This is a genomic window from Allobosea sp. GW821-FHT10B12, assembly GCF_059415545.1.
In genome coordinates this window covers 94709-120144 of the sequence record NZ_JBWKNL010000011.1, presented here as the reverse complement: position 1 = coordinate 120144, position 25436 = coordinate 94709, and the positions used below count along the sequence as shown (strand labels likewise).

The 25436-nt window shown below is 66.8% G+C and carries 25 protein-coding genes; 19 read left to right on the top strand and 6 right to left on the bottom strand.

Annotated elements, in window-relative coordinates; genetic code table 11:
- Nucleotides 1-111 precede the first annotated feature (111 nt).
- Genes AC07O0_RS26925 through AC07O0_RS26915 form a run of 3 tightly spaced genes read left to right on the top strand, consistent with a single transcriptional unit; the run spans nt 112 to nt 2979 of the window.
- A complete protein-coding gene (locus AC07O0_RS26925; RefSeq protein WP_494627410.1) occupies nt 112-1305 on the top strand; it encodes a CaiB/BaiF CoA transferase family protein in 1194 nt (397 codons plus the stop codon).
- Nucleotides 1306-1315: 10 nt separating this feature from the next.
- Nucleotides 1316-2098: an enoyl-CoA hydratase/isomerase family protein gene (locus AC07O0_RS26920; protein ID WP_494627379.1), complete on the top strand. Its 783-nt coding sequence runs from the start codon at nt 1316-1318 to the stop codon at nt 2096-2098.
- A complete protein-coding gene (locus AC07O0_RS26915) occupies nt 2095-2979 on the top strand; it encodes an NAD(P)-dependent oxidoreductase (protein WP_494627377.1) in 885 nt (294 codons plus the stop codon). The genes AC07O0_RS26920 and AC07O0_RS26915 overlap by 4 nt, the downstream gene beginning before the upstream one ends.
- Before the next feature lie 46 nt (nt 2980-3025).
- On the opposite strand, the gene AC07O0_RS26910 is transcribed toward AC07O0_RS26915, so the two are convergent.
- Nucleotides 3026-3637: a cysteine hydrolase family protein gene (locus AC07O0_RS26910; RefSeq protein WP_494627376.1), complete on the bottom strand. Its 612-nt coding sequence runs from the start codon at nt 3635-3637 to the stop codon at nt 3026-3028.
- 150 nt (nt 3638-3787) lie between these two features.
- Here AC07O0_RS26910 and AC07O0_RS26905 point away from each other — a divergent pair, with 150 nt between their 5' ends.
- Complete coding sequence (locus tag AC07O0_RS26905) at nt 3788-4765, top strand: GlxA family transcriptional regulator (protein ID WP_494627374.1); 978 nt, start codon at nt 3788-3790, stop codon at nt 4763-4765.
- A gap of 10 nt (nt 4766-4775) precedes the next feature.
- On the opposite strand, the gene AC07O0_RS26900 is transcribed toward AC07O0_RS26905, so the two are convergent.
- Nucleotides 4776-5516 (bottom strand): GntR family transcriptional regulator, encoded by a 741-nt coding sequence (locus AC07O0_RS26900; RefSeq protein WP_494627373.1) that lies wholly within the window; start codon nt 5514-5516, stop codon nt 4776-4778.
- A 121-nt stretch (nt 5517-5637) separates the two neighbouring features.
- Here AC07O0_RS26900 and AC07O0_RS26895 point away from each other — a divergent pair, with 121 nt between their 5' ends.
- From AC07O0_RS26895 to AC07O0_RS26860, 8 genes are all read left to right on the top strand, one after another.
- Nucleotides 5638-6309 (top strand): cyclase family protein, encoded by a 672-nt coding sequence (locus tag AC07O0_RS26895; RefSeq protein ID WP_494627371.1) that lies wholly within the window; start codon nt 5638-5640, stop codon nt 6307-6309.
- A gap of 39 nt (nt 6310-6348) precedes the next feature.
- A complete protein-coding gene (locus tag AC07O0_RS26890; protein WP_494627369.1) occupies nt 6349-7746 on the top strand; it encodes a flagellar biosynthesis protein FlgA in 1398 nt (465 codons plus the stop codon).
- 165 nt (nt 7747-7911) lie between these two features.
- Entirely contained in the window at nt 7912-8877 is a 966-nt protein-coding gene (locus tag AC07O0_RS26885; protein ID WP_494627368.1) for an amidohydrolase family protein, read from the top strand.
- Complete coding sequence (locus AC07O0_RS26880) at nt 8877-9419, top strand: TRAP transporter small permease (RefSeq protein WP_494627367.1); 543 nt, start codon at nt 8877-8879, stop codon at nt 9417-9419. The genes AC07O0_RS26885 and AC07O0_RS26880 overlap by 1 nt, the downstream gene beginning before the upstream one ends.
- Entirely contained in the window at nt 9419-10702 is a 1284-nt protein-coding gene (locus AC07O0_RS26875) for a TRAP transporter large permease subunit (RefSeq protein ID WP_494627365.1), read from the top strand. Before AC07O0_RS26880 ends, AC07O0_RS26875 begins: the two co-directional genes overlap by 1 nt.
- Nucleotides 10703-10758: 56 nt before the next feature.
- Complete coding sequence (locus tag AC07O0_RS26870) at nt 10759-11694, top strand: TRAP transporter substrate-binding protein (protein ID WP_494627408.1); 936 nt, start codon at nt 10759-10761, stop codon at nt 11692-11694.
- 287 nt (nt 11695-11981) lie between these two features.
- Complete coding sequence (locus AC07O0_RS26865) at nt 11982-13307, top strand: LLM class flavin-dependent oxidoreductase (RefSeq protein ID WP_494627364.1); 1326 nt, start codon at nt 11982-11984, stop codon at nt 13305-13307.
- A 375-nt stretch (nt 13308-13682) separates the two neighbouring features.
- Nucleotides 13683-14174 carry a GAF domain-containing protein gene (locus tag AC07O0_RS26860; protein WP_494627362.1) on the top strand — a complete coding sequence of 164 codons (492 nt, stop codon included), beginning with the start codon at nt 13683-13685 and terminating at the stop codon, nt 14172-14174.
- 4 nt (nt 14175-14178) lie between these two features.
- On the opposite strand, the gene AC07O0_RS26855 is transcribed toward AC07O0_RS26860, so the two are convergent.
- The gene (locus tag AC07O0_RS26855) at nt 14179-15225 is read right to left on the bottom strand and encodes an aldo/keto reductase (protein ID WP_494627360.1); all 1047 of its coding nucleotides are present in this window, start codon (nt 15223-15225) and stop codon (nt 14179-14181) included.
- Between the two features lie 138 nt (nt 15226-15363).
- Nucleotides 15364-16134 (bottom strand): DeoR/GlpR family DNA-binding transcription regulator, encoded by a 771-nt coding sequence (locus tag AC07O0_RS26850; RefSeq protein ID WP_494627358.1) that lies wholly within the window; start codon nt 16132-16134, stop codon nt 15364-15366.
- 285 nt (nt 16135-16419) lie between these two features.
- On the opposite strand from AC07O0_RS26850, the gene AC07O0_RS26845 reads away from it, so the two are divergent.
- The 5 genes from AC07O0_RS26845 to AC07O0_RS26825 all read left to right on the top strand — a co-directional run bounded on the left by AC07O0_RS26845 (nt 16420) and on the right by AC07O0_RS26825 (nt 22193).
- Nucleotides 16420-17334, top strand: coding sequence for a PfkB family carbohydrate kinase (locus AC07O0_RS26845; protein ID WP_494627357.1), 915 nt, complete (start codon nt 16420-16422; stop codon nt 17332-17334).
- A gap of 189 nt (nt 17335-17523) precedes the next feature.
- On the top strand, nt 17524-18930 hold the full coding sequence (locus AC07O0_RS26840; RefSeq protein ID WP_494627356.1) for a hypothetical protein: 1407 nt from the start codon (nt 17524-17526) through the stop codon (nt 18928-18930).
- 83 nt (nt 18931-19013) lie between these two features.
- A complete protein-coding gene (locus AC07O0_RS26835; protein WP_494627354.1) occupies nt 19014-20294 on the top strand; it encodes an ABC transporter substrate-binding protein in 1281 nt (426 codons plus the stop codon).
- 115 nt (nt 20295-20409) lie between these two features.
- Nucleotides 20410-21303 (top strand): carbohydrate ABC transporter permease, encoded by an 894-nt coding sequence (locus tag AC07O0_RS26830; RefSeq protein ID WP_494627352.1) that lies wholly within the window; start codon nt 20410-20412, stop codon nt 21301-21303.
- A complete protein-coding gene (locus AC07O0_RS26825) occupies nt 21300-22193 on the top strand; it encodes a carbohydrate ABC transporter permease (RefSeq protein WP_494627351.1) in 894 nt (297 codons plus the stop codon). Before AC07O0_RS26830 ends, AC07O0_RS26825 begins: the two co-directional genes overlap by 4 nt.
- A 9-nt stretch (nt 22194-22202) precedes the next feature.
- Here the strand turns inward: AC07O0_RS26825 and AC07O0_RS26820 are convergent, their stop codons facing one another.
- Nucleotides 22203-22682, bottom strand: coding sequence for an Lrp/AsnC family transcriptional regulator (locus AC07O0_RS26820; RefSeq protein WP_494627349.1), 480 nt, complete (start codon nt 22680-22682; stop codon nt 22203-22205).
- A 116-nt stretch (nt 22683-22798) separates the two neighbouring features.
- On the opposite strand from AC07O0_RS26820, the gene AC07O0_RS26815 reads away from it, so the two are divergent.
- On the top strand, nt 22799-23995 hold the full coding sequence (locus tag AC07O0_RS26815) for a diaminopropionate ammonia-lyase (RefSeq protein WP_494627348.1): 1197 nt from the start codon (nt 22799-22801) through the stop codon (nt 23993-23995).
- On the top strand, nt 23995-24624 hold the full coding sequence (locus AC07O0_RS26810) for a glutathione S-transferase family protein (RefSeq protein ID WP_494627346.1): 630 nt from the start codon (nt 23995-23997) through the stop codon (nt 24622-24624). The genes AC07O0_RS26815 and AC07O0_RS26810 overlap by 1 nt, the downstream gene beginning before the upstream one ends.
- Nucleotides 24625-24795: 171 nt before the next feature.
- On the opposite strand, the gene AC07O0_RS26805 is transcribed toward AC07O0_RS26810, so the two are convergent.
- On the bottom strand, nt 24796-25425 hold the full coding sequence (locus AC07O0_RS26805; protein WP_494627344.1) for an FMN-binding negative transcriptional regulator: 630 nt from the start codon (nt 25423-25425) through the stop codon (nt 24796-24798).
- Nucleotides 25426-25436 lie beyond the last annotated feature (11 nt).

The following is a 25436-nucleotide window of genomic DNA, read 5'->3' as shown; positions in this document are numbered from 1 at the left end:
CCGGCTGATGCATGGCTTGCCTGCCAATCTTGCATGCAAGATGAAGCCAAAGATTGACGCCCCGGGACGATGACGGGATAGTCGCGGCCCTTGTCACGCATTCGGATCATCATGCCTCGCCCGACGCCGTCCACCGCCCTCGAAGCCCTGCGTGTGCTCGACCTGACGCGCGTGCGCGCCGGGCCGACCTGCGCCCGCATCTTCGCCGATTTCGGCGCCGACGTGATCAAGATCGAAAGCCCGCCGGGGCTCGATCCGAACGAGAACATGAGCGGGCCGCGGCATGGCTACGACATGCAGAACCTGCACCGGAACAAGCGCTCGCTGACGCTCAACCTGAAGACCGAGTCCGGCAAGGCGATCCTGCGCAAGCTGATCGCCGATGCCGACCTGCTGGTCGAGAACTTCCGGCCGGATGTGAAGGAACGGCTCGGTCTTGATTTCGAGACACTGCACGCGCTCAATCCGCGCCTGATCCTGGTCTCGATCTCGGGCTTCGGCCAGAGCGGGCCCTATCGCCTGCGCGCCGGCTTCGACCAGATCGCCCAGGGCATGGGCGGGATGATGTCGGTCACCGGCCTGCCCGGCCAGGGGCCGGTGCGCGCCGGCATCGCCGTCGCCGATTCCGCCGCCGGGCTCTATGGCGCCATCGGCGCCCTGGTCGCGCTGCAGGAGCGCGCCGTCTCGGGCAAGGGGCAATGGGTGCAGACCTCGCTGCTCGAAGCGCAGATCGGCATGATGGATTTCCAGGTCGCGCGCTATCTGGTCGAGGGCAAGGTGCCGCCGCAGGCCGGCAACGACCATCCCTATGCGACGCCGATGGGCGTCTATGCGACACGCGACGGCCACATCAATCTCGGCGTCGGCGCCGAAGGACACTGGCGCTCCTTCTGCGGCGCACTCGGCCGGCCCGAGCTCGCGACCGATCCGCGCTATGACAATATGGAGAAGCGCTTCGCGGCGCGGCCGGAACTGCGCGTCATGCTCGAGGAGATCATGTCGACGCAGGACAGCGCCTACTGGCTCGACGCTTGCGAGAAAGCCTCGGTGCCGGCCGGGCCGATCTATGCGGTCGATGCCGTCTTCGACGATCCGCAGGTGCAGCACCTTGGCATCGCGCAGCCAGTCAGTCATCCCGCGATCGGCGACATCCGCGTCGTCGGCCAACCGGTCAGCCTGTCGCGCACGCCGTCCAGCATCGCGACGCCGACGCCGGACGCCGGCGACCACAATCTCGAAATCCTCACCGAGCTCGGCTTCGACGAGGCGGCGATCGCCGGCCTCAAGGCCGAAGGCGCGATCTGAAAGGCACCCGATGAACGACGAGATTCTCTACGACGTCACAGATGGCGTCGGCACGGTAACGCTCAACCGGCCGCAGGCGCGCAATGCCCTGACCTTCGCCATGTATGAGGGGCTGGCCGAGATACTCGGCAATCCCGAAAAGCACGGCGCGCCGAAGGTGTTCGTCGTCACCGGCGCCGGCGAGAAGGCCTTCGCCGCCGGCACCGACATCTCCCAGTTCCGCGAGTTCAAGACGGCGGAAGACGCCCTCGCCTATGAGAACCGGATCGAGCGGGTGATCACCACGATCGAGAGCTGCACGGTGCCGACCATCGCGGCGATCGCCGGCGCGGTCACCGGCGGCGGCGCGGCAATCGCCTGCGCCTGCGACCTCAGGATCGCGACGCAATCGGCCCGCTTCGGCTTCCCGGTGGCGCGCACGCTCGGCAACTGCCTGTCGATGGCGAATTATGCCCGCCTCGCCAGCCTGCTCGGCCCGGCCCGCGTCAAGGACATCATCTTCACCGCAAGGCTGGTCGAGGCCGAGGAAGGCCATCGCATCGGCCTCTACAACGAGCTCGTCGCCGACCATGCCGCACTGATGGCGCGCGTGAAGGAGCTGGCGGAGACGATCCGCGGCCATGCGCCGCTGACCATGCGCGCGACCAAGGAGGCGCTGCGCCGATTGACGCAGGCGGCAAGCGCCGATGTCAATGGCGATGACCTCGTTACCCTCTGCTACACCAGTGCCGATTTCCGCGAAGGCATGGAAGCCTTCCTCGGCAAGCGCACGCCGAACTGGCAGGGCAAATGAGCGAGACGATCGGCTTCATCGGCCTCGGGCTGATGGGCGCGGGCTTCTGCAAGCGCCTGATCGCGACCGGCCGCGGCGTCGTCGGCTACGATCTCGACCCGGCCCGGCGGGCCGAAGCCGAAGCGCTCGGTGTCGCCCTCGCCGCCTCCCCGGCTGAGGTCGCCGAGCGCGCCAATCCGGTCTGCATCGCGGTGACCACCACCAAGGCGGTTCAGGCGGTGGTAACAGGCGAAGGCAGCATCCTCTCTGCGAAACCTCGTCCGGGCGCGATCGTCATCGACTTCTCGACCACCGAGATCGGCGTGACCAAGGCACTCGCGGCAGCGCTGGCGGAAGCCGGCATCGGCTTCATCGACGCGCCGGTCTCGGGCGGTCCGCCGGCAGCGGAAGCCGGCAAGCTCGCGATCATGGCCGGCGGGACACCGGAGGCGATCGAAGCAGTGCGGCCGCTGGCCGAGAGCCTGGGCCTCTTCACCCATATGGGCGCGGTCGGCGCCGGCCAGGCGACCAAGCTGGTCAACCAGGCTCTCTGCCTGACCAACTATGTCGTCGTGGCGGAGTCGCTGCGGCTGGCCGAGGCCTATGGCGTCGATGCCGGCAAGATCCCGGCGGCGCTGGCGCCCGGCCTCGGCAATTCGGCGGTGCTGCAGGCGATGATGCCGCGCATGGTCGCGCGCGACTTCGCGCCGAAGGGCTATGCTCGGCAGGTGCTGAAGGACCTGGAAATGCTGATGGAGGCCGGGCGCGAGCAGCATTTGGCCATGCCGATGGTCGCTCAGGCGACGACGCTCTACCGGATGCTGGTCGCGCAGGGCCATAGCGAACTCGACGCGATCGCCGTGCTGAAGGTGCTGCCGGAGGTCTCGCCCCCCGCGCCTTGACGACCCCGGCGCGCACTGCCCCGGAGTCGACAACGCGCCTCCGCGCCTATGAGCGCGGCAGAGCCAGGATTGCCTCGGTGGTCTGCACGTCGGCGAAGGTATCGGCCATGGTGACGAGAGAGGCTTGGTGCAGTGCCTGATGGGGGATCGTCAGGCCGTCCGGCCCGGTGAGATCGCGCGTCGCGCAGGCATCGGCTGCAACGATCACCTCATAGCCGAGAGGCGCCGCATCGCGAGCGGCGCCGGAGACGCAGGCATGGGTCATCAGCCCTGATACGATCAGCGTCTTGATGTTGCGTGCCTTGAGACGGGCGTCGATATCGGTCGTGGGAAACACGCTGACCGAGGATTTGCGCAGCACTTCATGGTGAGCGGCCAGCTGGATTTCCGGATGGAAGGCAACGGTCTTGCCATCTTCGGCGAAGATCGGAGCGCCGGCCGGCGTGACGTGCTGGATGTGAAACACCGGCATCTTGGCCTGATCGGCCATGGCGATGAGGCGATTGGCGTTCGCCATCGCCTCATGGCCATCCGGGATCGGCATCCTGCCGCCGAAATACTCCTCCTGGAAATCGATCACGAGAAGCGCGGTGCTGCCGGCCTCGATGGCGGTGGCCGGGCCGGCGCCGACCATGGTCCTGATCGTCGGGTTGCTCATCGTCCTGTCTCCGTCTTGCGTCCCATTACGCTCCTCACCCCAGGGGCGTCGCCGCGCCTCACCGGTTGAAGATGGGCCTCGTTTCGGTTATCGCGCCGTCGCTCACAAGTGTCCCAGATGACAATCAGCGATGAGATCGGGCCAATACCGATGACAGGATCACCGCACCATGTCGCCGTGGTGGCGTTTCACGGCTTCAGCCCTTTCCACCTGTCCGTGCCCTGCATGGTGTTCGCGGACGACCTGGCGCGGCTGGAAGCGCCTCGCTATCGCCTCGAAGTCTGCGCCGAGACGCTCGGCCCGGTCGCGACGCTGGCGGGTTTCTCGATCATGGTGGAGCATGATCTCTCAGCGCTCGCGACCGCGGACACGGTGATCGTGCCGGCCTGGTCGGATCCCGAAACCCGCCCGTCGCAGGCACTGATCGATGCCCTGCGGCGAGCCCACCACCGCGGCGCTCGCCTCGTAGGCCTGTGCCTGGGCTCTTTCGTGCTGGCGGAGGCCGGGCTGCTCGACGGTCGGCCGGCGTCAACGCACTGGGCCTGGGCCGACGATTTCATGCAGAAATACCCGAACGTCGCGCTCGATCGTGCCGCGTTGTTCGTCGATGATGGCGATATCGTCACCTCGGCCGGCACGGCCGCGGCGATCGATTGCTGCCTGCATCTGCTGCGGCGCGACCATGGAGCGGAGATCGCGAACAAGGTCGCGCGGCGCATGGTGGTCGCGCCGCATCGCAGCGGCGGCCAGGCACAGTATATCGAGCAGCCGCTCCCCAAGGCTGCGACCCGTGACCGACTGGGGCTCGTGCTGGAATGGGCCGGCGCGAACCTGAAGCAGCCGCTCGATCTCGACATGATGGCCGGGCGCGCTGCGATGAGCCGCCGCAATTTCTCGCGCCGCTTTCGCAAGGCGACCGGTACGACGTTCTCGGATTGGTTGCTGACGCAGCGCCTGGCGCTGGCTCAACGACTGCTGGAAACAAGCGATGCCAGCGTCGAGGCCGTCGCCGACAGCGCCGGCTTCGGCTCCATCGTTACGTTCCGCCAGCACTTCGCCTCGGCCTTCTCGATCTCGCCGGCCGCCTATCGCAAGCAATTCCGCGGGCTGGGCCCAGCCTCCGGCTAGCCGGCAGGCCCTACTCGGGCGAGGGCGCCGGCTGTGCCTTTTTGTCCTTCAGCGCCGCAACGAGGCCGGACAGGCCGTTGCGGACATGCTCGCGCAGGCGCTGGCTCGCCAATGCGGCGTCGCCGGCGGTGAGTGCCGCCAGGATCTGCTCATGCTCCTGGATCGCCATCTTCCAGCGCTTCGGCCAGAGGTTCGACGAATAGCGGGCCCGGTCGACGCGGAGCGCCAGCAGCTCCCAGATCCAGAGCAGCACGGGATTGCCGGATAGCTCGACGATACGGCGGTGGAAGGCCTTGTTGGCCTCAAAATAGCCCGGCAGCTCGTCGCGCGTGTGATGCAGCATCATCCTGTAGTGCAGCATGCCGATCTCGGCGACGGCCTCGTCGGTGGCGCGCGCTGCGGCGAGTTCCCCCGCCAGACCCTCGATCGTCGAGACGACGTCGATCAGCGCCTCGATCTCGCCGACATCGAGTTCGGCGACGACGGAGGACCGGTTGGGCAGTGCCCGCAGCAAACCGTCCTGCGTCAGCGTCTTGATCGCCTCGCGGATCGGCGTGCGCGAGACCCCGAGCTGTAGGCAGAGTTCGCGCTCGTTGAGCTTGGCGCCCGGCGCCAGCGCCCCGGTAACGATCAGGTTGCGCAATTGCGCGACCGTGCTGCCGTGCAGGGCGCCCTTGCGCCGGCCCGGCTCGGGCTGCGGCAGCTGGGCGAGAAGCGCTGCGAGAGGGGTCGTGTCGGCCGGGCTATCCATGATGCCTTGTATACCGCGTCCCCTCGCCTCCTGTCGAAAATTTCTTGCATACAAGATTTGACGCACCTAGAACGGAGCCACCGGGCAGCCGGCTTCCCTTTTTCAAAGTGCGGACAGCGCCATGAACATCGTCGACCTCTCCATGCCGATTGCGCCGCATTTCCGCTGGCCGGTCGAGCTTTCGATCAAGGGCGATATCGCGGCGGGCGACCAGTTCCGGGTCTCGAAGATCAACGGCCCCTGCCATGGCTTCTCGCATGTCGATGCGCCCGCGCATTTCGTCGCCGGGGCGCCGACGATCGAGGCGACACCGCTCGGCCAGGTGGTCGGCCCCTGCCGCGTGCTCGATTTGAGCGGGCGCCCGGCCGATGAGCCGATCGGCCCTGAGCATCTCGCCGCCGCCGATCCCGGCGGGGCCGATGGCGAGATCCTGCTGCTGGCGACGCAGTGGAACGACCGGCGCGATTACAACGACAAGAGCTTCTGGACCGAAGCGCCCTGGCTAACGCTGGAGGCGGCGCAATGGCTGGCGCAGCGCAAGCCGACCGCCGTCGCCTTCGACTTCCCGCAGGATTATCCGATCCGCCTCCTGCTCGAAGGCAAGGAGGTGCCCAAGCCCGAGCATGTCACCCACCATGTCCTGCTCAGCCATGGCGTCACGCTGATCGAATACGTCGTCAACACCAGCAAGCTGACGGCGCCGCGCAACCTGTTCTCGGCCGCGCCGCTGCTGATTCCGAATGCCGACGGAGCCCCCGCCCGCATCTACGCCATCGAGGGCCTGCCGGTCTGACGGCCGCCGCCCTGCTCCGCTCGAACGAAAGCGACCTCAGTGAACATCGAGAACCTGTTTGCGCTGAAGCCCAGCGCTCCCGATCGCGTGATCTCCGCCGCTTTGGTCGGCGCCGGTGAGTTCGGCGCGAGCTTCATCGGCCAGGCCCGGCGCGCCCCGCATATCGAGCCGCGCGTCGTCTGCGACCTCGACATCGGCCGCGCCCGCAAGGCGGCGCTCGCCGGCGGCCTGAGCGAGGCCGAGATAGTCGATTGCCATAGCGCCGCCGAAGCCAAGGCGGCGCTCGAACGCGGGCTGGTCGCGCTGATCGGCGATGCCGCCCATCTCGAAGGACTGCCGGTCGACGTCGTCGTCGAGGCGACCGGCGATCCGGAAGGCGCGGCGATGACCGCGCTCGCGGCGATCGAAGCCGGGCGCCATCTCGTCATGGTGACCAAGGAGGCCGAATGCATCATCGGCCCGATCCTGGCCCATCGCGCCAAGCAGAACGGCGTCGTGCATACCCCCGTCGACGGCGACCAGCCGAGCCTGCTGATCGGGCTGATCGGCTGGGCCCGCGTGCTCGGCCTGCCGATCGTCGCTGCCGGCAAGTCGTCTGAATCGGATTTCGTCTGGGATTCCGAGGCCGGCACCGTTACCGCCTGGGAGAAGGCGGTGCCGGCCGCCAATTTCGCCGCGGCCTTCGGCAAGCTCGGCAGCGATCCGCTCAGCCTGCTCGACGCACGCACGAAGCTGCCCTTCCCGCGCGCCACCGTGCCCGATCTCTGCGAGATGGGCATCGTCGCCAACCATACCGGGCTGATGCCGGACGTGGCGGCAATGCATGCACCGATCGCGCGGACCACCGAATTGCCGAGCCTGTTCCGGCCGGCGGCCGAAGGCGGCCTTCTCTCTGGCACGGGCCGGGTCGACATGTTCAACTGCCTCAGGCGGCCGGACGAGCTCTCCTTCGCTGGCGGCGTCTTCGTCATCGCCGAGACGCCAGACCTCGCCACCGGCAAGCTCTTTGCCGGCAAAGGCATCCCGTGCTCGCCGGATGGTCGCTATGTCCTGCTGCACAATCCCATGCACCTGCTCGGGGCGGAGGCACCGATGTCGGCGCTCTCTGCCGCGCTGCTCGGCCAGTCGACCGGCGGCGCCGAAGTGCTGCCGCGCGTCGACCTGACGGCGCGGGCAAGCCGCGATCTCGAGCCCGGCGAAACGCTGACCATGGGCTATCGTCATGTCATCGAGGGGTTGGAGCCGCAACTGACCCCGGCGCGCCCACTCGGGCCGAGCGAGCCTGTCCCCTACTACCTCACCGCCGGCAGGCCGGTGGTGCGCAAAGTGGCCCGCGGCGCGGTCGTCACCTGCGCCGACATCGCGCTCGACGAGGAGACCACGCTGGTTCGCCTGCGCCGCGAGCAGGACGCACTGTTCAACCCCGGCGCGCTTTGACTTTGCGGCAACATTCTGTATGCAGCATACAACACTCAGACAAAACTAATCGCTGGCGGGCGACCGCCGGGGAAACGATCGGGAGGCAGGATGACGGGCGCAAGCACCGGACCGGCCGGGCACAGCCCGAACCACACCTGCCTTCCGCCGCAGCGGAGCTGAGCCATGGTGGCCAGCTCCGACCAGCGCGCCCGCTTCCTCGCCTCCGGCGCCGATGACGACCTGCCGATCATCGACGCCCACCACCATTTCTTCGACCTCGCGCGCAATTATCACCCTTGGCTGAGCGACCACCCGGTCGCCTTCCGCTATGGCGACTACAGCGCGATCAGGCGCGACTTCATGCCGGCCGATTATCGCCGCGCGATCGACGGACACCTCGTCGTCGGCAGCGTGCTGATGGAAGGCGAATGGGACCCGCGCGATCCGATCGGCGAGATGCGCTGGGCCTCCGAAGTCGCGCAAGAACACGGCCTGCCCAGCGCGGCGATCGGCCAGATCTGGCTCGACCGCGACGATGTCGGCGAGGTCGTCGCGGCCTATCGCGACATGCCTCTGGTGCGCAGCGTCCGGCACAAGCCCAAGGTGGTCGCCCGCGTCGATCACCGTCCGGATTTCACAGCGCCTGGCTCGATGCGTGACCGTACATGGCGCGACGGCTACGCGCTCCTCGTCGGCGCCGGCCTGAGCTTCGACCTGCAGACGCCGTGGTGGCATCTGGGCGAGGCCGCCGAGCTTGCCCGTGACTTCCCGGATACCACCATCATCCTGAACCACGCCGGCCTGCCGGCCGACCGCAGCGCCGAAGGTCTTGCCGCCTGGCGCGCGGCTTTGGACCGGCTGGCGCGCGAGCCCAACGTCGTCGCCAAAATCTCCGGCATCGGCGTGCCCGGGAAGGCCTGGACGCTGGAGCTGCAGGCACCGGTGATCGACGGCGTGATCGCGGCCTTCGGTATCGAGCGCTGCGCCTTCGCCAGCAACTTCCCGGTCGACAGCCTCTGCGCCTCGTTCGGCACGATCTTCGACGTGTTCAAGGCGACGGTCCGCGAGCGGCCTGCACCTGAACGCCTCGCACTCTTCCACGACAACGCCGCGCGCTGGTACGGGCTCGCTGCCGAGGGAGCCGCCTGATGAAACTACGCGCCCTGCTCCTGCGCCTGACCGAAGACGTGCTGATCGCCGGCTTCGTCGTGATGATCGCCATGGTCTTCGGCAATGTCGTGCTGCGCTATGCCTTCAGCTCCGGCATCATCTCCTCGGAGGAATTGTCGCGGCTGATCTTCGTCTGGCTGACCTTCGGCGGCGCCTTCCTGGTGGCGAAGGACGGCCAGCACCTCGGCATGACCACCATCGTCACCATGCTCGGCCGCAATGGCCGCTGGTGGTGCCGGCTCGCTGTCGAGGCGCTGTCGCTGCTCTGCATGGGAATGCTGGTCGTCGGCTGCTGGCAGCAGGCTTCGATCAATATCGAGAACCACCAGCCGGTCACCGGCGTCCCGGTCGCAGTGACCTATCTCGCCGGCCTCGTCGGTGGCCTCGGCATCGGCGCCCTCAACCTGATCGCGCTGACGCGACTGCTGACCGGCCGCATGCCGGATGACGAGCTCGTCGTCGGGGCGGAATCGGAGGAGCTCACCGCCTTCGAAAACCAGCAGGCGGCGGAGAAGCGCTGATGACGGTCCTCATCTTCCTGGGATCGCTCATCGGCGCGATGGCGCTCGGCATGCCGATCGCGATGGCGCTGCTGGTCTGCGGCGTCGCGCTGATGCTGCAGCTCGACACCTTCGACTCGCAGATCCTGGCGCAGAACCTGATCGGCGGCGCCGATTCCTTCCCGCTGATGGCGGTGCCCTTCTTCATGCTCGCCGGCGAATTGATGAATGCCGGCGGCCTCTCGCGCCGGATCATCGCGCTCGCAGTCACGCTGATCGGCCATGTCCGCGGCGGCCTCGGCTATGTCGCGGTGCTGGCGGCGCTGGTGATGGCGAGCATCTCCGGCTCGGCCGTCGCCGACACCGCCGCGCTCGCGGCGATCCTGCTGCCGATGATGAAGCAGGCCGGCTACAACCTGCCGCGCGCCGCCGGCCTGATCTCCGCCGGCGGCATCATCGCGCCGGTGATCCCGCCCTCGATCGGCTTCGTCGTCTTCGGCGTCGCGGCGGGCGTCTCGATCACGCGGCTCTTCCTCGCCGGTGTCGTGCCCGGCATCCTGATGGGCCTCGCCTTGCTCATCACCTGGTACATCGTCGCCCGCGACGAGCCGGCCGCCCGTGTCCAGCGCGCATCGTTGAGGGAGATCGGACACGCGGTCATCGATGGCCTCTGGGCGCTCGGCCTGCCGGTGCTGATCATCGGCGGCATGAAGGCCGGCGTCTTCACGCCAACCGAGGCCGCGGTGGTCGCTGCGGTCTATGCCGCCTTCGTCGGCGGCTTCATCTATCGCGAGCTGAAGTTCGGCGATCTGCGCCCTGCCCTGCTCGCGGCGCTGAAGACCTCGGCGGCGGTGATGTTCCTGGTCGCGGCGGCGATGGTCTCGGCCTGGCTGATCACCATCGCCGACATCCCTGCCCAGGTCTCCAGCCTGCTCGGCCCGCTGATCGAATCCAAGACGCTGCTGATGCTGGCGATGATGTTCCTTGTCGTCATCGTCGGCACCGCGCTCGACTTCATCCCGACCGTGCTGATCCTGACGCCGGTGCTGATGCCGATCGTCAAGCAGGCCGGGATCGACCCGGTCTATTTCGGCGTGATGTTCATCATCAACAACGCCATAGGCCTTTTGACCCCGCCGGTCGGCACCGTGCTTAACGTCGTCTGCGCCGTCGGCCGCATCCCGATGGATCGCGTCATCAAGGGCGTGATGCCCTTCCTGCTGGCGCAGCTCGCCGTGCTGCTGCTGCTGATCTTCGTGCCCGAGATCGTCACGGTCCCGGCGCGCTGGCTCTACGGGCGCTGACGCGCCTGTCCAACAACAACACAGGGAGGAGACGCTCATGACCATCACCCGCAGGACTGCCCTCACCGGCGCTGGCGCAGGCGGTCAAGCTGCGCTTCGCCCATCCGCATCCGGAAGCCGATAGCTGGCACAAGGCGGCGCTGCTCTTCGCCGAGCAGGTCAAGGCCAAGAGCCAGGGCCGCTACGAGGTCCAGGTCTTCGCCAATGGCGCGCTCGGCTCGGACGCGCAGACGATCAGCGCGGTGCGCGGCGGCTCGCTCGACATCTGCCTGACCGGCAACCCGTTCTTCACGGGCCTGGCGCCCAAGCTCAACGTGCTCGACCTGCCCTTCCTGATCCAGAGCCGCAAGCATGCGGCCGCCGTGATGGACGGCCCGATCGGCGACGGCCTGCGCAAGGAGCTCGAAGGCTCGAACCTGAAGGCCCTCGCCACCTGGGAGATCGGCTGGCGCAACCTGACCAACAACCGCCGCCCGGTTGCGACTGCCGCCGACCTCAAGGGCCTGAAGATCCGCACCACGCCGAACCCGGCTCATATCAAGGCCTTCCAGCTGCTCGGCGCAATTCCGACTCCGATGGCCTTCACCGAGCTCTTCACCGCGCTGGAGACCGGCACCGTCGACGGCCAGGAGAATCCGGTGACGCTGATCCTCAACGCCAAGTTCAACGAGGTGCAGAAGCATCTCTCGCTGACGCGCCATGCCTTCACCACCGGCCCGCTGGTGATGAACAAGACCAAGTTCGACGCGATGCCGGCCGATATCCAGCAGGTGCTGGCTGCCATCGCGATCGAATGCGCCGGCATCCAGCGCAAGATGAACGAGGACACCGAAGGCTCCAGCCTCGACGCGCTGAAGAAGGCCGGCATGCAGGCGGTCGAGTCTCCCGACCGCGACTCCTTCGCCAAGATCGTCACGGCCGAGGTCGAGAAGGAGTTCGTCGGCAAGTACGGCAGCGAGACGCTGGACGCGATCAAGAAGGCGGCGGTCTGACGCTGCGGCTCCCAAACCGTCATGCTCGCCCTTGTGGCGAGCATCCACGTCTTGAACACCGCGTTGCATCGGGAAAGACGTGGATGGTCGGGACAAGCCCGACCATGACGGAAAGGGCGTGTCAGTCCAGAACCGAATTTCTCCGGTTCATGGGCAAACTGAAACGAACCCTCTCCATCGGCCGCCATCCAGAAACGATTCTTGGCTTTTTTGCGCGGCGCCATGGCGCGGCGGCGGGCGCGGACATAGCTCAGCTTCCACTGAGCAACCGCCTGCCGAGGCTGATCATGACGACCGCGCGCCAGCTTCATTTGGGGGCCTTCATGCGCCCCGTCAGCATCCATACCGGCGCCTGGCGCTATCCCGGCGCCTACCCGGATGGGAACTTCAATTTCGGGCACCTCAAGCGCTTCGCGCGGAAGCTCGAGGCCGGTAAGTTCGACGCCTTCTTCATGGCCGACCATCTCGCCGTGCTGAACATGCCGGTCGAGGCCTTGAAGCGCAGCCATACGGTGACCTCGTTCGAGCCGTTCACCCTGCTCTCGGCGCTTGCCGGAGCGACCGAGCGCATCGGCCTCGTCGCCACCGCCTCGACCACCTTCGACGCGCCCTATCACATCGCCCGGCGCTTCGCCTCGCTCGACCATATCAGCGGCGGCCGCGCCGGCTGGAACATCGTCACCACCTCGAACCCGGACGCGGCGCTGAATTTCGGGCTCGACGCCGAGGTCGACCACGGCGAACGCTATGACCGGGCGCGCGAATTCTACGATGTCGTCACCGGCCTGTGGGATTCCTTTGCCGACGACGCCTTCATCCGCGACCGCGAGAGCGGGCTCTATTTCGACCCGGATAAAATGCGGCGGATCGATCACAAGGGCGAACATCTCTCGGTGCGCGGGCCGCTCAACATCGCGCGGCCGCCGCAGGGCTGGCCGGTGATCGTGCAGGCTGGTGCCTCCGAACCCGGCCGCCAGCTCGCGGCCGAGACGGCCGAGGTCGTGTTCGCGGCGCATGGCACGCTCGCGGCGGGGCAAGCCTTCTATGCCGATGTGAAGGGGCGAATGGAGACGATCGGACGTAATCCCGACCACCTCAAGATCCTGCCGGGCGCGCTGACCGTCGTCGGCGACAGCGTCGAGGAAGCCCGCGAGAAGCGGGCGTTGCTCGACTCCTTCGTCCATTACGACAGCGCCATCGCCTCGCTCTCGATCGCGCTCGGCCATGACGCGACCGGCTTCGACCCGGATGGCCCTATCCCTGACATCCCCGAGACCAATCACAGCAAGAGCGGCCGCGAGCGGACGATCGCGCTCGCTCGCCGTGAGAACCTGACCGTCCGCCAGCTCGCCCAGCGGCTCGGCGGCTATGGCGGGCTCGCCTTCGTCGGCACGCCGAAGACGATCGCCGACGAGATGGAGCAGTGGCTGACCGAGCGCGGCAGCGACGGCTTCAACGTGATGTTCCCCTATCTGCCGGAGGGGCTCGATGACTTTGTCGACAAGGTCGTGCCGGAATTGCAGCGGCGCGGCCTGTTCCGCCGGGAGTATCAGGGGCCGACGCTGCGCGACCATCTCGGCCTGCCGCGGCCGGCCAACCGGCATTTCGCCTGAACATTCCTTGGAGGGCAGTCATTGTGGAGGATTGTCCCGACTGTCATCAGATCTTTGAAAAGGCGTTTCATTGACCCCGCAGCGGCGATTGCGAATGATCTGAACATCGAACCGCAGCGATGCGGGCCGGTCGCGGGATTTGCCGGAGCAGCTTGCACCGCGTCACCAAAGCTAAAAGCGCCACGAGACTATCGTGGGCTCCCGATCTGGAGACGCATGATGGTCTACGTGCTCTATTACGCCAGGCGGCAATTGCGGCGGCTCTCCGCCTTCCTGCTCTGGACGCGCAGCTGCCCCCCGCCCTCCGGCCGGCAATAGCCCTCGCAAAATCCGCCCCGGCGGCGCATATCCAGCCTCGACTTTACGGAGGCGACGATGTTCCAGGCGGCGACGATTACGGCCAGCGACAAGCCGGGCTTCTACAGGGAGCTCATCCAGCAGCTCGAAGGCCTGCTGCATGGCGAGCGTGACGCGATCGCCAACGCCGCCAACCTCTCGGCACTGCTCTATGATGCGATGCCGCAGCTCAACTGGGCCGGCTTCTACCTGATGCGCGGCGGCGAACTGGTGCTCGGCCCGTTCCAGGGCAAGCCGGCCTGCGTGCGCATCCCGGTCGGACGCGGCGTCTGCGGCACGGCGGTCGCAAGACGCGAATCCGTGCTGGTCGAGGACGTGCACGCCTTCCCCGGTCACATCGCCTGCGACGCCGCCTCGCGCTCGGAGCTGGTCGTGCCGCTGATCCGCAATGGGGAGGTGATCGGCGTGATCGACCTCGACAGTCCTGAGCCCGGCCGCTTCGACACAGACGACCAGGCCGGGATCGAAGCGATCGCGAACCTCTATCTCGAAGCCAGCGACCGCTTCTGACGGTTTAGCCCGCCCTGCGCGGATCGGGCTTGCTGCGGTTGGCGCCCTGGCGCTCCAGCATCCAGCCCGGATATTCCTTCGGCAGGGCGCTGACCTCGTCGAGCTTCGCCAGCTCATCGGCGGTGAAGGTGATCTCGGTCGCGGCGATGTTCTCGCTGAGCTGCTCTGGCCGCTTGGCGCCGACGATCACGCTGGTCACGGCCGGCTGGTGCAGCAGCCAGGCGAGCGCAACCTGCGCGACGCTGGCCTTGTGCGCCTCGGCGATCGGCCGCATCGCGTCGATCACGTAGTAGCCGCGCTCGCGCTCGACCGGCGGGAAGTCGAAGCTGGCGCGCCGGCCTTCGCCGCCCTGCTCGTTGCGACGATCATATTTGCCGGAGAGCAGGCCACCGGCGAGCGGACTCCAGACCATCAGCCCGACCTTCTCGGAGAGCAGCATCGGCGCGATCTCACGCTCGAGGTCGCGGCCGGCGATAGTGTAATAGGCCTGCAGCGAGGCGATGCGGGCGAGGTGCCGGCGTTCGGAAATGCCGAGCGCCTTGGCGACCTGCCAGGCCGCCCAGTTCGAGACGCCGACATAGCGCACCAGCCCTTGCCGGACGAGCGTATCGAGCGCCTCAAGAGTCTCCTCCATCGGCGTGATGCTGTCGAAGGCATGGATCTGGTAGAGGTCGATATGGTCGAGCTGGAGCCGCTTCAGGCTGGCCTTGGCCTGCTCGAGGATGTGGTAGCGGCTGGCGCCGGAGCCGTTCGGCCCCTGCCCCATCCGGCCGTAGACCTTGGTGGCGACGACGACCTCGTCGCGGGCGATGCCGAGATTGCGCAAGGCCTGGCCGGTGATCTGCTCGGAATTGCCTTCGGCGTAGACATTGGCGGTGTCGATGAAATTGATGCCGGCATCGAGCGCGGTCTTCACCAGCCCGTCGGCCTCCTGCTGGTCGAGCCGGCCGATATTGCCCCAGATGCCAGCATCGCCACCCCCGAAGGTCATGGTGCCCAGGCACAGTTCGGAGACGAGCAGGCCGGTCTGGCCAAGCGTTTGATAGCGCATGACGTGTCTCTTTCGACGATAGGATTTTTCGACTGACGAGGCCGCTGCGGGAAACGCCCATATGGCGCGGGCGGCCGTCACATAGGATAGGAGCCCGGCCCGGCGGCGCGCAACGCACCGGCGCTCACCGTTGCGTGATCAGTCAGCTACGATCAGTTCGCAGCGGGCATCGCGGATCACCTGCGCTGTCGCGGCCGGCGGCTGGCGATCGGTCACCAGAGTCGAGATCTCGCTGAGATGAGCGAGGCGCGCCATGGCGACGCGGCTGAACTTGGTGTGATCGGCGAGCAGGATCGAACGGCGAGCATTGCGCAGCATGGTGCGCCCGACCACCGCCTCGTCATCACGGTATTCGAGCAGGTTCCCGGCGGCGTCGATGCCGCCGATGCTGGTCATGTGCAGGTCGCAGCGATAATTCTCGATGAAGCTGGCAGCGTGCATGCCGCCGCAGGCGCGGTTCGGCCCGAGCCAATGGCCACCAGTGATCAGGATCGAGATCTCCGGGCACTTGTCGAGGATCGCCGCCGCCGCCGTGCTGTTGGTGACGACGCGCAGGCCGCGCGGGCGGCGCTCGGCAATCGCCTTGGCGAGCGCGTCCATGGTTGTGCCAGGGGTGATGAAGAACGAGGTTCCGGGCGTGACGAGTTCTGCAGCGGCCCGCGCCATCGCCGCCTTCTCGCCCGCCGTCTCGACGACCCGCAGGCCATAATCCGTATTGGCAGTCGAGAGATTGGCGCTGGCCCCGCCATGATGGCGACGCAGCAGGCCACGATCGGCGAGGTCCTGCAGGTCGCGCCGCACCGTCTGCGGCGTGACGTTGAAGGCGGAGACGATCTCCTCGATTGCGACATAGCCGCGCTTGCCGAGGATTTCGAGTATGTCGGCGTGACGTTTGCTCAGCGGTTCCATGGCAGGCCTGCTTCAGAGCCGAACCCGGACGGGTTGCATCAACCTATCGGTGAAACCGTCTCTACGACCACTAGACCCCTGCGCGCAATGCGCGTTTGCGAAAATGGTATTGCGAAAGTGAAAGCGTAGGGCATCATCGCCTTTGCCGCGCAAACGGATCCTGCCGGCAGACACAGAACGAGATCCGGCGGGACGAAACATGCTGACCACGCGGCCAGGGAGCCGGCGGATACGCTGCGCGCGCCTCATCCAATCGATCGCCCCTCCAGACTGGGGATACCCGGCATGAGCGGCCGCCAGATCGTCTGCGTCGGCAACCTTGTCCAGGACGAGGTCTTCGAAGTCGAGGCCCTGCCCTCTGCCGGCATCAAGACCGGCGTGCTTGGCTATGTCGAGCGCTTCGGCGGGCCGGCGGCGACGGCCGCGGTGGCGATCTGCCATCTCGGTGGCGAAGCCGCCTATTGGGGCCGGGTCGGCGCCGATGCGGCCGGCGAGACGGGCTTGCGGCTACTGCGCGGCCACGGCGTCGATTGCAGCGGCGTCGCCGTCCTGCCTCAGGGACGCACGCTGCGGGCGATCGTCCTCGTCGACCGGCGCGGCGAGCGCAGCATCGTCTCGAACCGGCGGAGCCTGTCACAGGATGCAAGCGTACTGCCGCCGGACGGGCTCGCACAGGCTGGCGCTGTGCTGGCCGATACGCGCTGGCCGTCTGGCGCAGCTATCGTGCTCGACCGCGCCCATGCCGCCGGCATCCCGAGCGTGCTCGATGTCGATGGCGGCACGCCGGAGGATAACCGCCGCCTGATCGCCAAGGCCGACCACATCGTCTTCTCGACCGAGGGCCTGCGCGATTACGCCGGCAACGGCCCGGCCGAGGAATTGCTGCGGCACTGCGCCAACGGCTCCGACAAGGTCTTCGCCGTGACGCGCGGCAGCGCCGGCAGCCTCTGGCTGGTCGATGGCGAGCTCGTCAGCGTCCCCGCCTTCAAGGTCGCGGCGAAGGACACCACCGGCTGCGGTGACGTCTTCCACGGCGCCTACGCGCTTGGGCTCTGCGAGGGGCAAAGCCCGGTCGAAGCCGCGCGCCTGGCGGCAGCCGTCGCGGCGCTCAAGGCCGAGCGCGCCAATGGCTGGGACGGCATGCCCGATCGCGCCGCCGTTCAGGCCCTGCTGGCAACCGGAGAGACGCATCCGAACTGACGCTCCGGCCGATTGCGCATTGCAACATGGCTTATGCTGCAATGCGCGAAAACGATAATACGACTTGCGATAACGAAAACAGCATGCATTGATTACGAACGTGATGAGGCGGGCTTCCAGCCCGCCCGCCGGAAGCCCGGAAGCCCACCGGTGCTCTCCGCCTCGAAGCCGTTTTCGAAGGTATGACCCATGGCATGCGCCTCGCTCGCTGAGCTGACCGACGACCTCAAGACGATCGGCGTCGATCTCGCCGGCTCCTCGCCCGACTTCAGCAAAAGCAAGCGCCCGCCGGATGCGATGATCGACCGCTGGGCCGAGACCGCGGCGCTGGCCGAGCCGGAGACGCGCGCGGTGGCGATCTGGGCGATCCGCGAGGCTGCCCATGCCGCCGGCATCGTGCCCGCCTCGATCCAGGAGCTCTATCTCGCCTGCGCCGCCGGCAAATGGTCCGGCAAGACCGTGCCGGCGATGAACCTGCGCGGCTGGAGCTACCATACTTGCCGCGCGGTCTTCCGCGCCGGCCAGGAGCTCGATTCCAAGCTCTTCATCTTCGAGCAGGCGGTGGGCGAAGCGCTCTACGCCCAGCAGCCGCCGCTGGAATACGCTGGGGCGGTGCTCGCGGCGGCGCTGCGCGAAGGCCACACCGGCCCGGTCTTCCTGCAGGCCGACCACGACCAGATCAACGCCAAGGCCTATCTCGCCGACCCGAAGACGGAGATCCGCAAGCTGGAGGCCATCATGCGCGAGCAGGTCGCGGCCGGCATGTACAGCATCGACATCGACGCCTCGACGGTGGTCGACCTGTCGCTGGCGACGGTCGAGGACCAGCAGCGCGTCAACGCCGAACTCACCGCGCATTTCACCGAGTTCGTCCGCGGCATCGAGCCCAAGGGGGTCTCGATCTCGCTCGGCGCCGAGATCGGCGAGGTCGGCCATGAGAACACCACGCCGGAAGAGCTGCGTGCCTTCATGAAGGTCTATCTTGCCGAGATGGCCAAGCGCAGCACCAAGCTGCCGATCGTGAGCAAGATCTCGATCAATTCCGGCACCTATCACGGCGGCAAGGTGCTGCCGGACGGCACACTCGCCGATGTCAACGTCGACTACGATCTGCTGAAGACGATCTCGACCATCTGCCGCAAGGAGTACAACATGGCGGGGGCTGTCCAGCACGGCGCCTCGACCCTGCCCGGCACGCAGCTCGCCAAGCTTCCGGTGGCGGAAGCCGTCGAGGTCCATCTTGCGCTCGGCTTCAACAACCTGATCTTCGATCACCCTGCCCTGCCGCAGGCCTTGAGGGATCAGATCAAGGAGTACACCTTCGCCAATCACCTCTCCGAGAAGGGGGCTGGCGAGACCGACGCGCAGTTCTTCTACAACACCCGCAAGAAGTCCTGGAAGGTGATGAAGAAGCCGTTCTGGGAGATGCCGAAGGCGGCCGAGACCGCGATCATGGCCTCGCTGCAGGAGATGTTCCGCAACATGTTCACCTGGATGAATGTGGGCGGGACGAGCGAGCTGGTCGATGAGAACACCACGTTGGTCAAGGTCGCCCCGCCGGTGCCGGAAGCTCTGCTCAAGGCGCGCGCGGCCTGAAGCCGCCAGACCACGCATCCGCAGAAAGCGGAGCGACAATAAAAAGATCGAACAAAATCAACGATCAACGGGAGGAAACGCATATGGATCAGCATCGCAGGTCTTCCTTGCTGGCACTCGCGGCGATGGCGCTCGCCTCGGCGATCAGCCTGCCGACCCTCGCCCTCGCCCAGCAGAAGGAGGTGCGCTGGGGCCAGTGGAAAGGCACCGAGGTCGGCGAGAAGTTCATGGGTGAGCTCAAGGCCGCCTTCGAGAAGGATCATCCCGACATCAAGCTGACGCCGGTCGACTCGCCGTTCACCGGCTTCCATGACCGCGCCATCGTGCTGCACCAGGCCAAGAAGCTGCCGGACGTGCTGCTGGTCCAGGTCGACTGGGTCGCCGAGTTCGCCGATCTCGGCATGATCGAGCCGCTCGATGCGCGCATCGCCAAGGAGCCGAAGGAGTTCTTCGCGAACATCCCGGAGACCTTCCACGCCAAATGGAAGGGCAAGCAGTACTACCTGCCGATCGAGAGCGGCGCGGTAGCGCTGTTCTGGAACACCGACCGGTTCAAGGAAGCAGGCCTCTCCGGCCCGCCGAAGACCTGGGATGAGTTCGCCGAATATTCCCGCAAGCTGACCAATCCCGACAAGCGCCAGTTCGCGGTCACCGGCACGCTCCAGGCCGAGCCGCCGACCAACATGACCTATGACATCTACCCGCTGCTGCTGCAGGGCGGTGCGACGATCATGGATGCCGCGACCAACAAGGCCGTGTTCAACAGCCCCGAGGGCGTCGCCGCGATCGAGTGGTACATCGAGCGGATGAACAAGGACAAAGTCTCGGTGCCGGGTGTGCTGAGCAATGGCGAGAAGGAAAAGCGCGCCAATTTCGCCTCCGGCAATGTCGCGATGATGTTCGAGGGGCCGTGGGGCGTCGCCATCCAGAAGCAGCTCAACCCGAACCTCAACTACGACATCGCCCCGCTGCCGAAAGGCAAGAGCACCGGCACCATGGTGCGCGGCTCGCTCAACACCATCAGCAGCCAGGCGCAGGACAAGGACGCGGCCTGGACCTTCATGAAGTGGCTCTCGGGGCCGAAGGGCATCGAGATGTGGGCGAAGGGCACCGGCGGTTTCCCGGCCCGCACCGACGTCTCCAGCCAGGACTGGTTCAAGGAGCGCAAGCTCTTCCAGGCCTTCGTGACGCAGATGGCGCAGCCGAACGCGCAGTCGCCGTTCCTGTCGATGCCCAACGCCGTGCAGATGAACAAGGTGATGACCACCGAGATTCAGAACGCCGTGCAGGGCAAGAAGACCGCCAAGCAAGCTTTGGATGACGCCGCGGCCGAATGGAACAAGGTCCTCGCCGGCGCCAAGTGACCGGCTGACGTCACAACTATCCAGCCGGAGCTTTTCTCCGGCCGGTCCCTCTCCCCTCGCTCAGTGCCGGCCGCCCGCAAAGGCAGGCGGCCGGTTCCGCAACGATCGGCGAGTCATGCTGCTTACGCTCAAACGCAAATACCGCGAGGAATTCCTGGCCGCGTCCTTCCTGTGGCCGTCGCTGCTGATCCTCGTCGCATTGCTGATTTATCCGCTGATCGACGTCGTCCGCCTGAGCTTCCACGACAGCAATCTCCAGCGCGAGGTCTGGGTCGGCTTCGGCAACTACATCGCGCTCGCCAATGACCCGCTGTTCTGGCGCGCTTTCTGGCAGACCGTCGTCTTCACCTTCTTCAGCGTCGTGCTGCACTTGGTGATCGGGCTCGGCCTCGCGCTCTTGCTCAACATGAATCTCGACCCGGCCTTCCGCACCGTCGCACGTGGCCTCCTGATCGTGCCCTGGCTGCTGGCGCCGACCGTCGCCGGCATGATCTGGGTGCTGATGCTGCAGCCCTTCGGCGTGCTCAACGGCCTGCTCGCCTCGCTCGGGATCATCGACGTCAACTTCACGATCTCCTGGCTTGGCGATCCCTCGACGGCGCTCGGCTCGGTGACGGCGATGAACGTCTGGCGCGCCTTTCCCTTCTTCATGGTGATGCTGCTCGCCGGCCTGCAGGCGATCCCGAAGCAGCTCTACGAAGCGGCCGAGATCGACGGCGCCTCGCTGTTCCGGCAGTTCTGGCACATCACTTTGCCGCAGCTGCGCGGCGTCATCACCACGATCGTCCTGCTCGACTCGATCTGGACCTTCCGCGCCTTCGATCCCGTCTATGTGATGACTGGCGGCGGGCCGGCGCACGGCTCCGAGGTGCTGGCGACGGCGATCTATTTCGACGGCTTCCAGAAGCTGAAATTCGGCTACGCCTCGGCCGAGGCCGTGGTGATGTTCATCGTGCTCTTCATCGTCAGCGCCATCTATGTCCGCCGAACCATGAGCAATCAGCAATGACCTTCGCCCAGCCCGTCGCCGCGGCGCACCCACGCCCCTATCTCGGCAAGATCGGCATTCGCGGGCGCGAGCGTCTGGTCAACGCCGCCTCCTATCTGCTGCTGCTGGTCGCGATCGCGATCGTGTTCTTCCCGCTCGCCTGGATGCTGACCGTCTCGGTCAGGCCCAATATCGAGGTGATGCGGATGCCGCCGACATGGCTGCCGCAGGTGTTCACGCTCGAGGGCTACCGCAAGATCTTCGCGAGCCCGCGCTATCTCCTCGTCTTCGCCAACACGATGGTGATCTCGCTCTTGGTGACGGTGCTCTCGCTGATCCTCGGGGCGATGGCGGCCTATGCGCTGGCGCGTTTCAAGTTCGCCGGGCAGCGGGCGGTGCTGATGTTCCTGATCACCACGCAGATGTTCCCGCTGGTACTGCTCTGCATCCCCTATTTCCGGATCTTCATCACGCTCGGGCTCTACGACACCCGGACATCGCTGATCGTGGTCTACCTGACCTTCACCCTGCCCTTCTGCATCCTGATGTTGCGCAGCTACTTCATCAACATTCCCCGCGACATCGAGGAAGCGGCGATGGTCGACGGCTGCTCGCGGCTGGGGGCGATCTTCCGGACGCTGGTCCCGATGTCCTACCCCGCCTTCATCGGCGCCGGGCTCTACACCTTCCTGCTCGCCTGGAATGAGTTCCTCTTCGCGGTGGTGCTGATCGAATCCTGGGAGAACCGGGTGCTGACCATGGCGATCTACAGCCTGATGGCCGAGTTCGTCACCGACTGGAACACGATGATGGCCTTCTCGGTGCTGGCCAGCCTGCCTCTGGTGATGGCCTTCATCTTCCTGCAGAAATTCATGGTCCAGGGCATGACGGCGGGCGCGCTGACCTCGTGAGGCGGCGCCTCATCCCACCGGAACAGCCAGCCCGGCTTTGACCCGGTCCATCGCGACGAAGGTGCGGAACTTGCGGATATTGGCGTCGGCGAAGAAGAGCCGGCGGGTCAGCGCCTCATAGGCCGTCATGCTCGGCACCAGCACGACCAGCATGAAATCGACCTCGCCGGTGACGTAGTAGCATTGCTGTACTTCCGGCGCGGCAAGGAAGGCGCGCTTGGCGGCGTCGATATCCCTGGCCGTCTCGCTGACCAGCTCGATCTCGACGAAGATGGTGATCGGGTGGCCGAGCGCCGCCGGCTCGACCACCGCGACATTGGCGGTGATGACACCGTCCTTCTCCATCCGGCGGATGCGGCGCTGAACGGCCGGCGCCGACAGGTTGACCTTCTCGCCGATCACGCGCTGCGGTGTCGTGTTGTCCTGCTGCAGGATGGCGAGGATCGCCCGGTCGAAGGCATCGAGGGCGGAAGCGGATGTCTCGCTCAAGCGCAGCTCCAAGAACAAGGGTCGTGAAACAAACTTGCAAGGAAGGTAGGTGATTGCAGCGCCTTTTTCGCAACGCTTGCAATATCTCTTCGCTGGACATCGCAAAGAGGCAAGCCATGCTCCTGCTCAACCAGCTCCCGGATTTCCTCCAGCCGCTCCACCCGGTCGATGCGGAGACGCTCGGCCCGGCGGGAGCCGACGCGATCGAGCGGCATCTCGCCGGCCGCTCCGAGCATGTGCCGACGCCGCTGCGCGCCCTGCCCAGCCTCGCCGCGGAGCTTGGCATCGGCGCGCTGCATCTCAAGGACGAAGGCCAGCGGCTCGGCCTCGGCAGCTTCAAGGCGCTGGGCGGCGCCTATGCCGTGACGCGCTTGGTGCTGGAGGCGGCGAGCGAACGGCTCGGACGGACGCTCGACGAAGCTGACCTGACCTCGCCCGAGGTTCGCGCGATCGCGGCCGGGATGACCTTCGCCTGCGCCACCGACGGCAACCATGGCCGCTCGGTCGCACAGGGCGCAGAGCTCGTCGGCGCCAAGTCGGTGATCTTCATGCATGGCGGCGTCAGCGAGCCGCGCGCCGCGGCGATCGCCCGCTTCGGCGCGCAGATCGTTCGCGTCCCCGGCACCTATGACGATTCCATCGTAGAGGCCGCTCGCGTTGCCAATGAGAAGGGCTGGACGACCGTCTCCGACACCTCCTGGGACGGCTATGAGCGCATCCCCGGCCTCGTCATGCAGGGCTATACCGCGATCATCCGCGAGGCCCTGCGGCAGCTGCCGGAGCCGCCGACCCACGTCTTCGTCCAGGCCGGCGTCGGCGGCATCGCCGCAGCGATCGCGGCGCAGCTCTCGCTGGTTTTCGGCGAGAACCGGCCGGTCTTCACCGTGGTCGATCCGGCGCGCGCCGCCTGCCTGTTCGAGAGCGCCCGCGCCGGGCGACCGACCAAGATCGCCCATGGCGCGCCGACGGTGATGGCGATGCTGGAATGCTACGATCCCTCGCCGCTCGCCTGGCGCGTGCTGTCGCGAGCTGCTGATGCCTTCATGACCGTCGAGGATGCAGTGGCGGTCGAGGCGATGAACCGGCTGGCGCGCCCGAACGGCGGCGACCCTGCGATCGTTGCCGGCGAAAGCGGCGCGGCCGGTTTCGCCGGTTTGCTCGCAGCGCTGCGCGATCCGCAGGCGCGCGCGGCGCTGAAGCTCGACGCCTCCTCGCGCGTCTTCGCCGTCGTCACCGAGGGCGCGACCGATCCGGAGCGCTATGCCGAACTGGTCGGGCTGACGCCAGCCGAGGTCACCGGGAAGGCCGCGTGATGTCCGGCAAGCTCACACTGCTCTACCAGAGCCATTCACCCTATGCCCGCAAGGTGCTGGTCAGCGCCCATGAGCTCGGGCTGGCGGACCGCCTCGACGTCGTCCATCACGAGACCAGCCCGACCAACCGCAACGACGCCGTCTTCGCGCAGAACCCGCTCGGCAAGGTGCCGGTGCTGCTGACGCCGGATGCCGGCGCCCTCTTCGATTCCGTGGTGATCTGCGACTATCTCGACCGGCTCGCCGGCGAGGGATCGCTGATCCCGCGCGAAGGGCCGGCGCGTTACGAAGCCCTGCGCCTGCAGGCGCTGGCACAGGGCCTGTGCGATGCCGGGATTGCGGTGCGCTGGGATACCGAGCGCCGACCCGAGGCGCTGCGCTACCCAGCGCTCGCGGCGGGTCAGACGACCAAGCTGCTCGAAGCCTATGACTACCTGGAAACCCAGGCCGATCTCGACGGCCCGGCGACCGTCGGCCAGATCGGGCTCGCGACGGCTCTGGCCTGGCTCAGCTTCCGGCGCCTACCGGATTTCCGCGCGCGGGCGCCGCGGCTCGCCGGCTGGTACGACCGCTTCAACCAGCGTCCGTCGATGCGCGCCACGCCTTATGAGGGCGAGACGCAGGACTGATGCCAGTTCTGTATCGCCCCCATCATTCCGGGACTTCGCGTAGCGAAGGGCCCGGAATCCAGAGCCGATGCCGGTCATGAAAATGGCGCTGCGATCGGAGCAACTTCCGGCCACGGCATCGGTTCTGGGTTCCGGGCTCAGGCCTACGGCCTGCCTCGGAAAGACGACCCGTCAGCCTTCGACCGGCACCATCGCGGCAACGACCAGATCGCTTGCTCGCTCGCTCGCTCCCAGGCCCTCAGCGACGCCGCGACGGTCGGCAGCCGGGCGATTCTGGCTCATCTTGCGCTTGCCTTCGAGCCGGGTGATCGGGATGCGCAGGCCGACGATGCCGCGCAGCTGTGCCTGCACGAAGGCTGGCGGTGCGTCATCGACCGCCCAAGGCTGCGCCCGCGTGGCCTCGTGCAGATTGGTGAGACGCGTGACCGCGTCGAGCAGGCGTTCGGGATCCTCGAAGAACTCGGCTGGACCGTAGGCGTGGACAGCCTGGTAGTTCCAGGTCGGCACGACCTTGCCGGTCTCGCGCTTGGTCTCGTACCAGGACGGCGTGACATAGGCGTCGGGCCCGTTGAACAGGACCATGGCCTCGCCGATCGCCGCGGCCTTCCATTGCGGATTGGCGCGGGCGAGATGGCCGTGAAGCACGCCGAACTCGCCCTCCTCCTCCGCCAGGATCAGCGGCAGCGGCGTCGCGAGCAGTCCCTCGGCCGTGGCGGTCACAAGCGTTGCGAGCCGGCAGGCGCGCATCATCGCGTGGATCTCGGTGCGATCGTCGACGCGGAAGGCCGGCGGGGTATACATCGTAAGGGTCT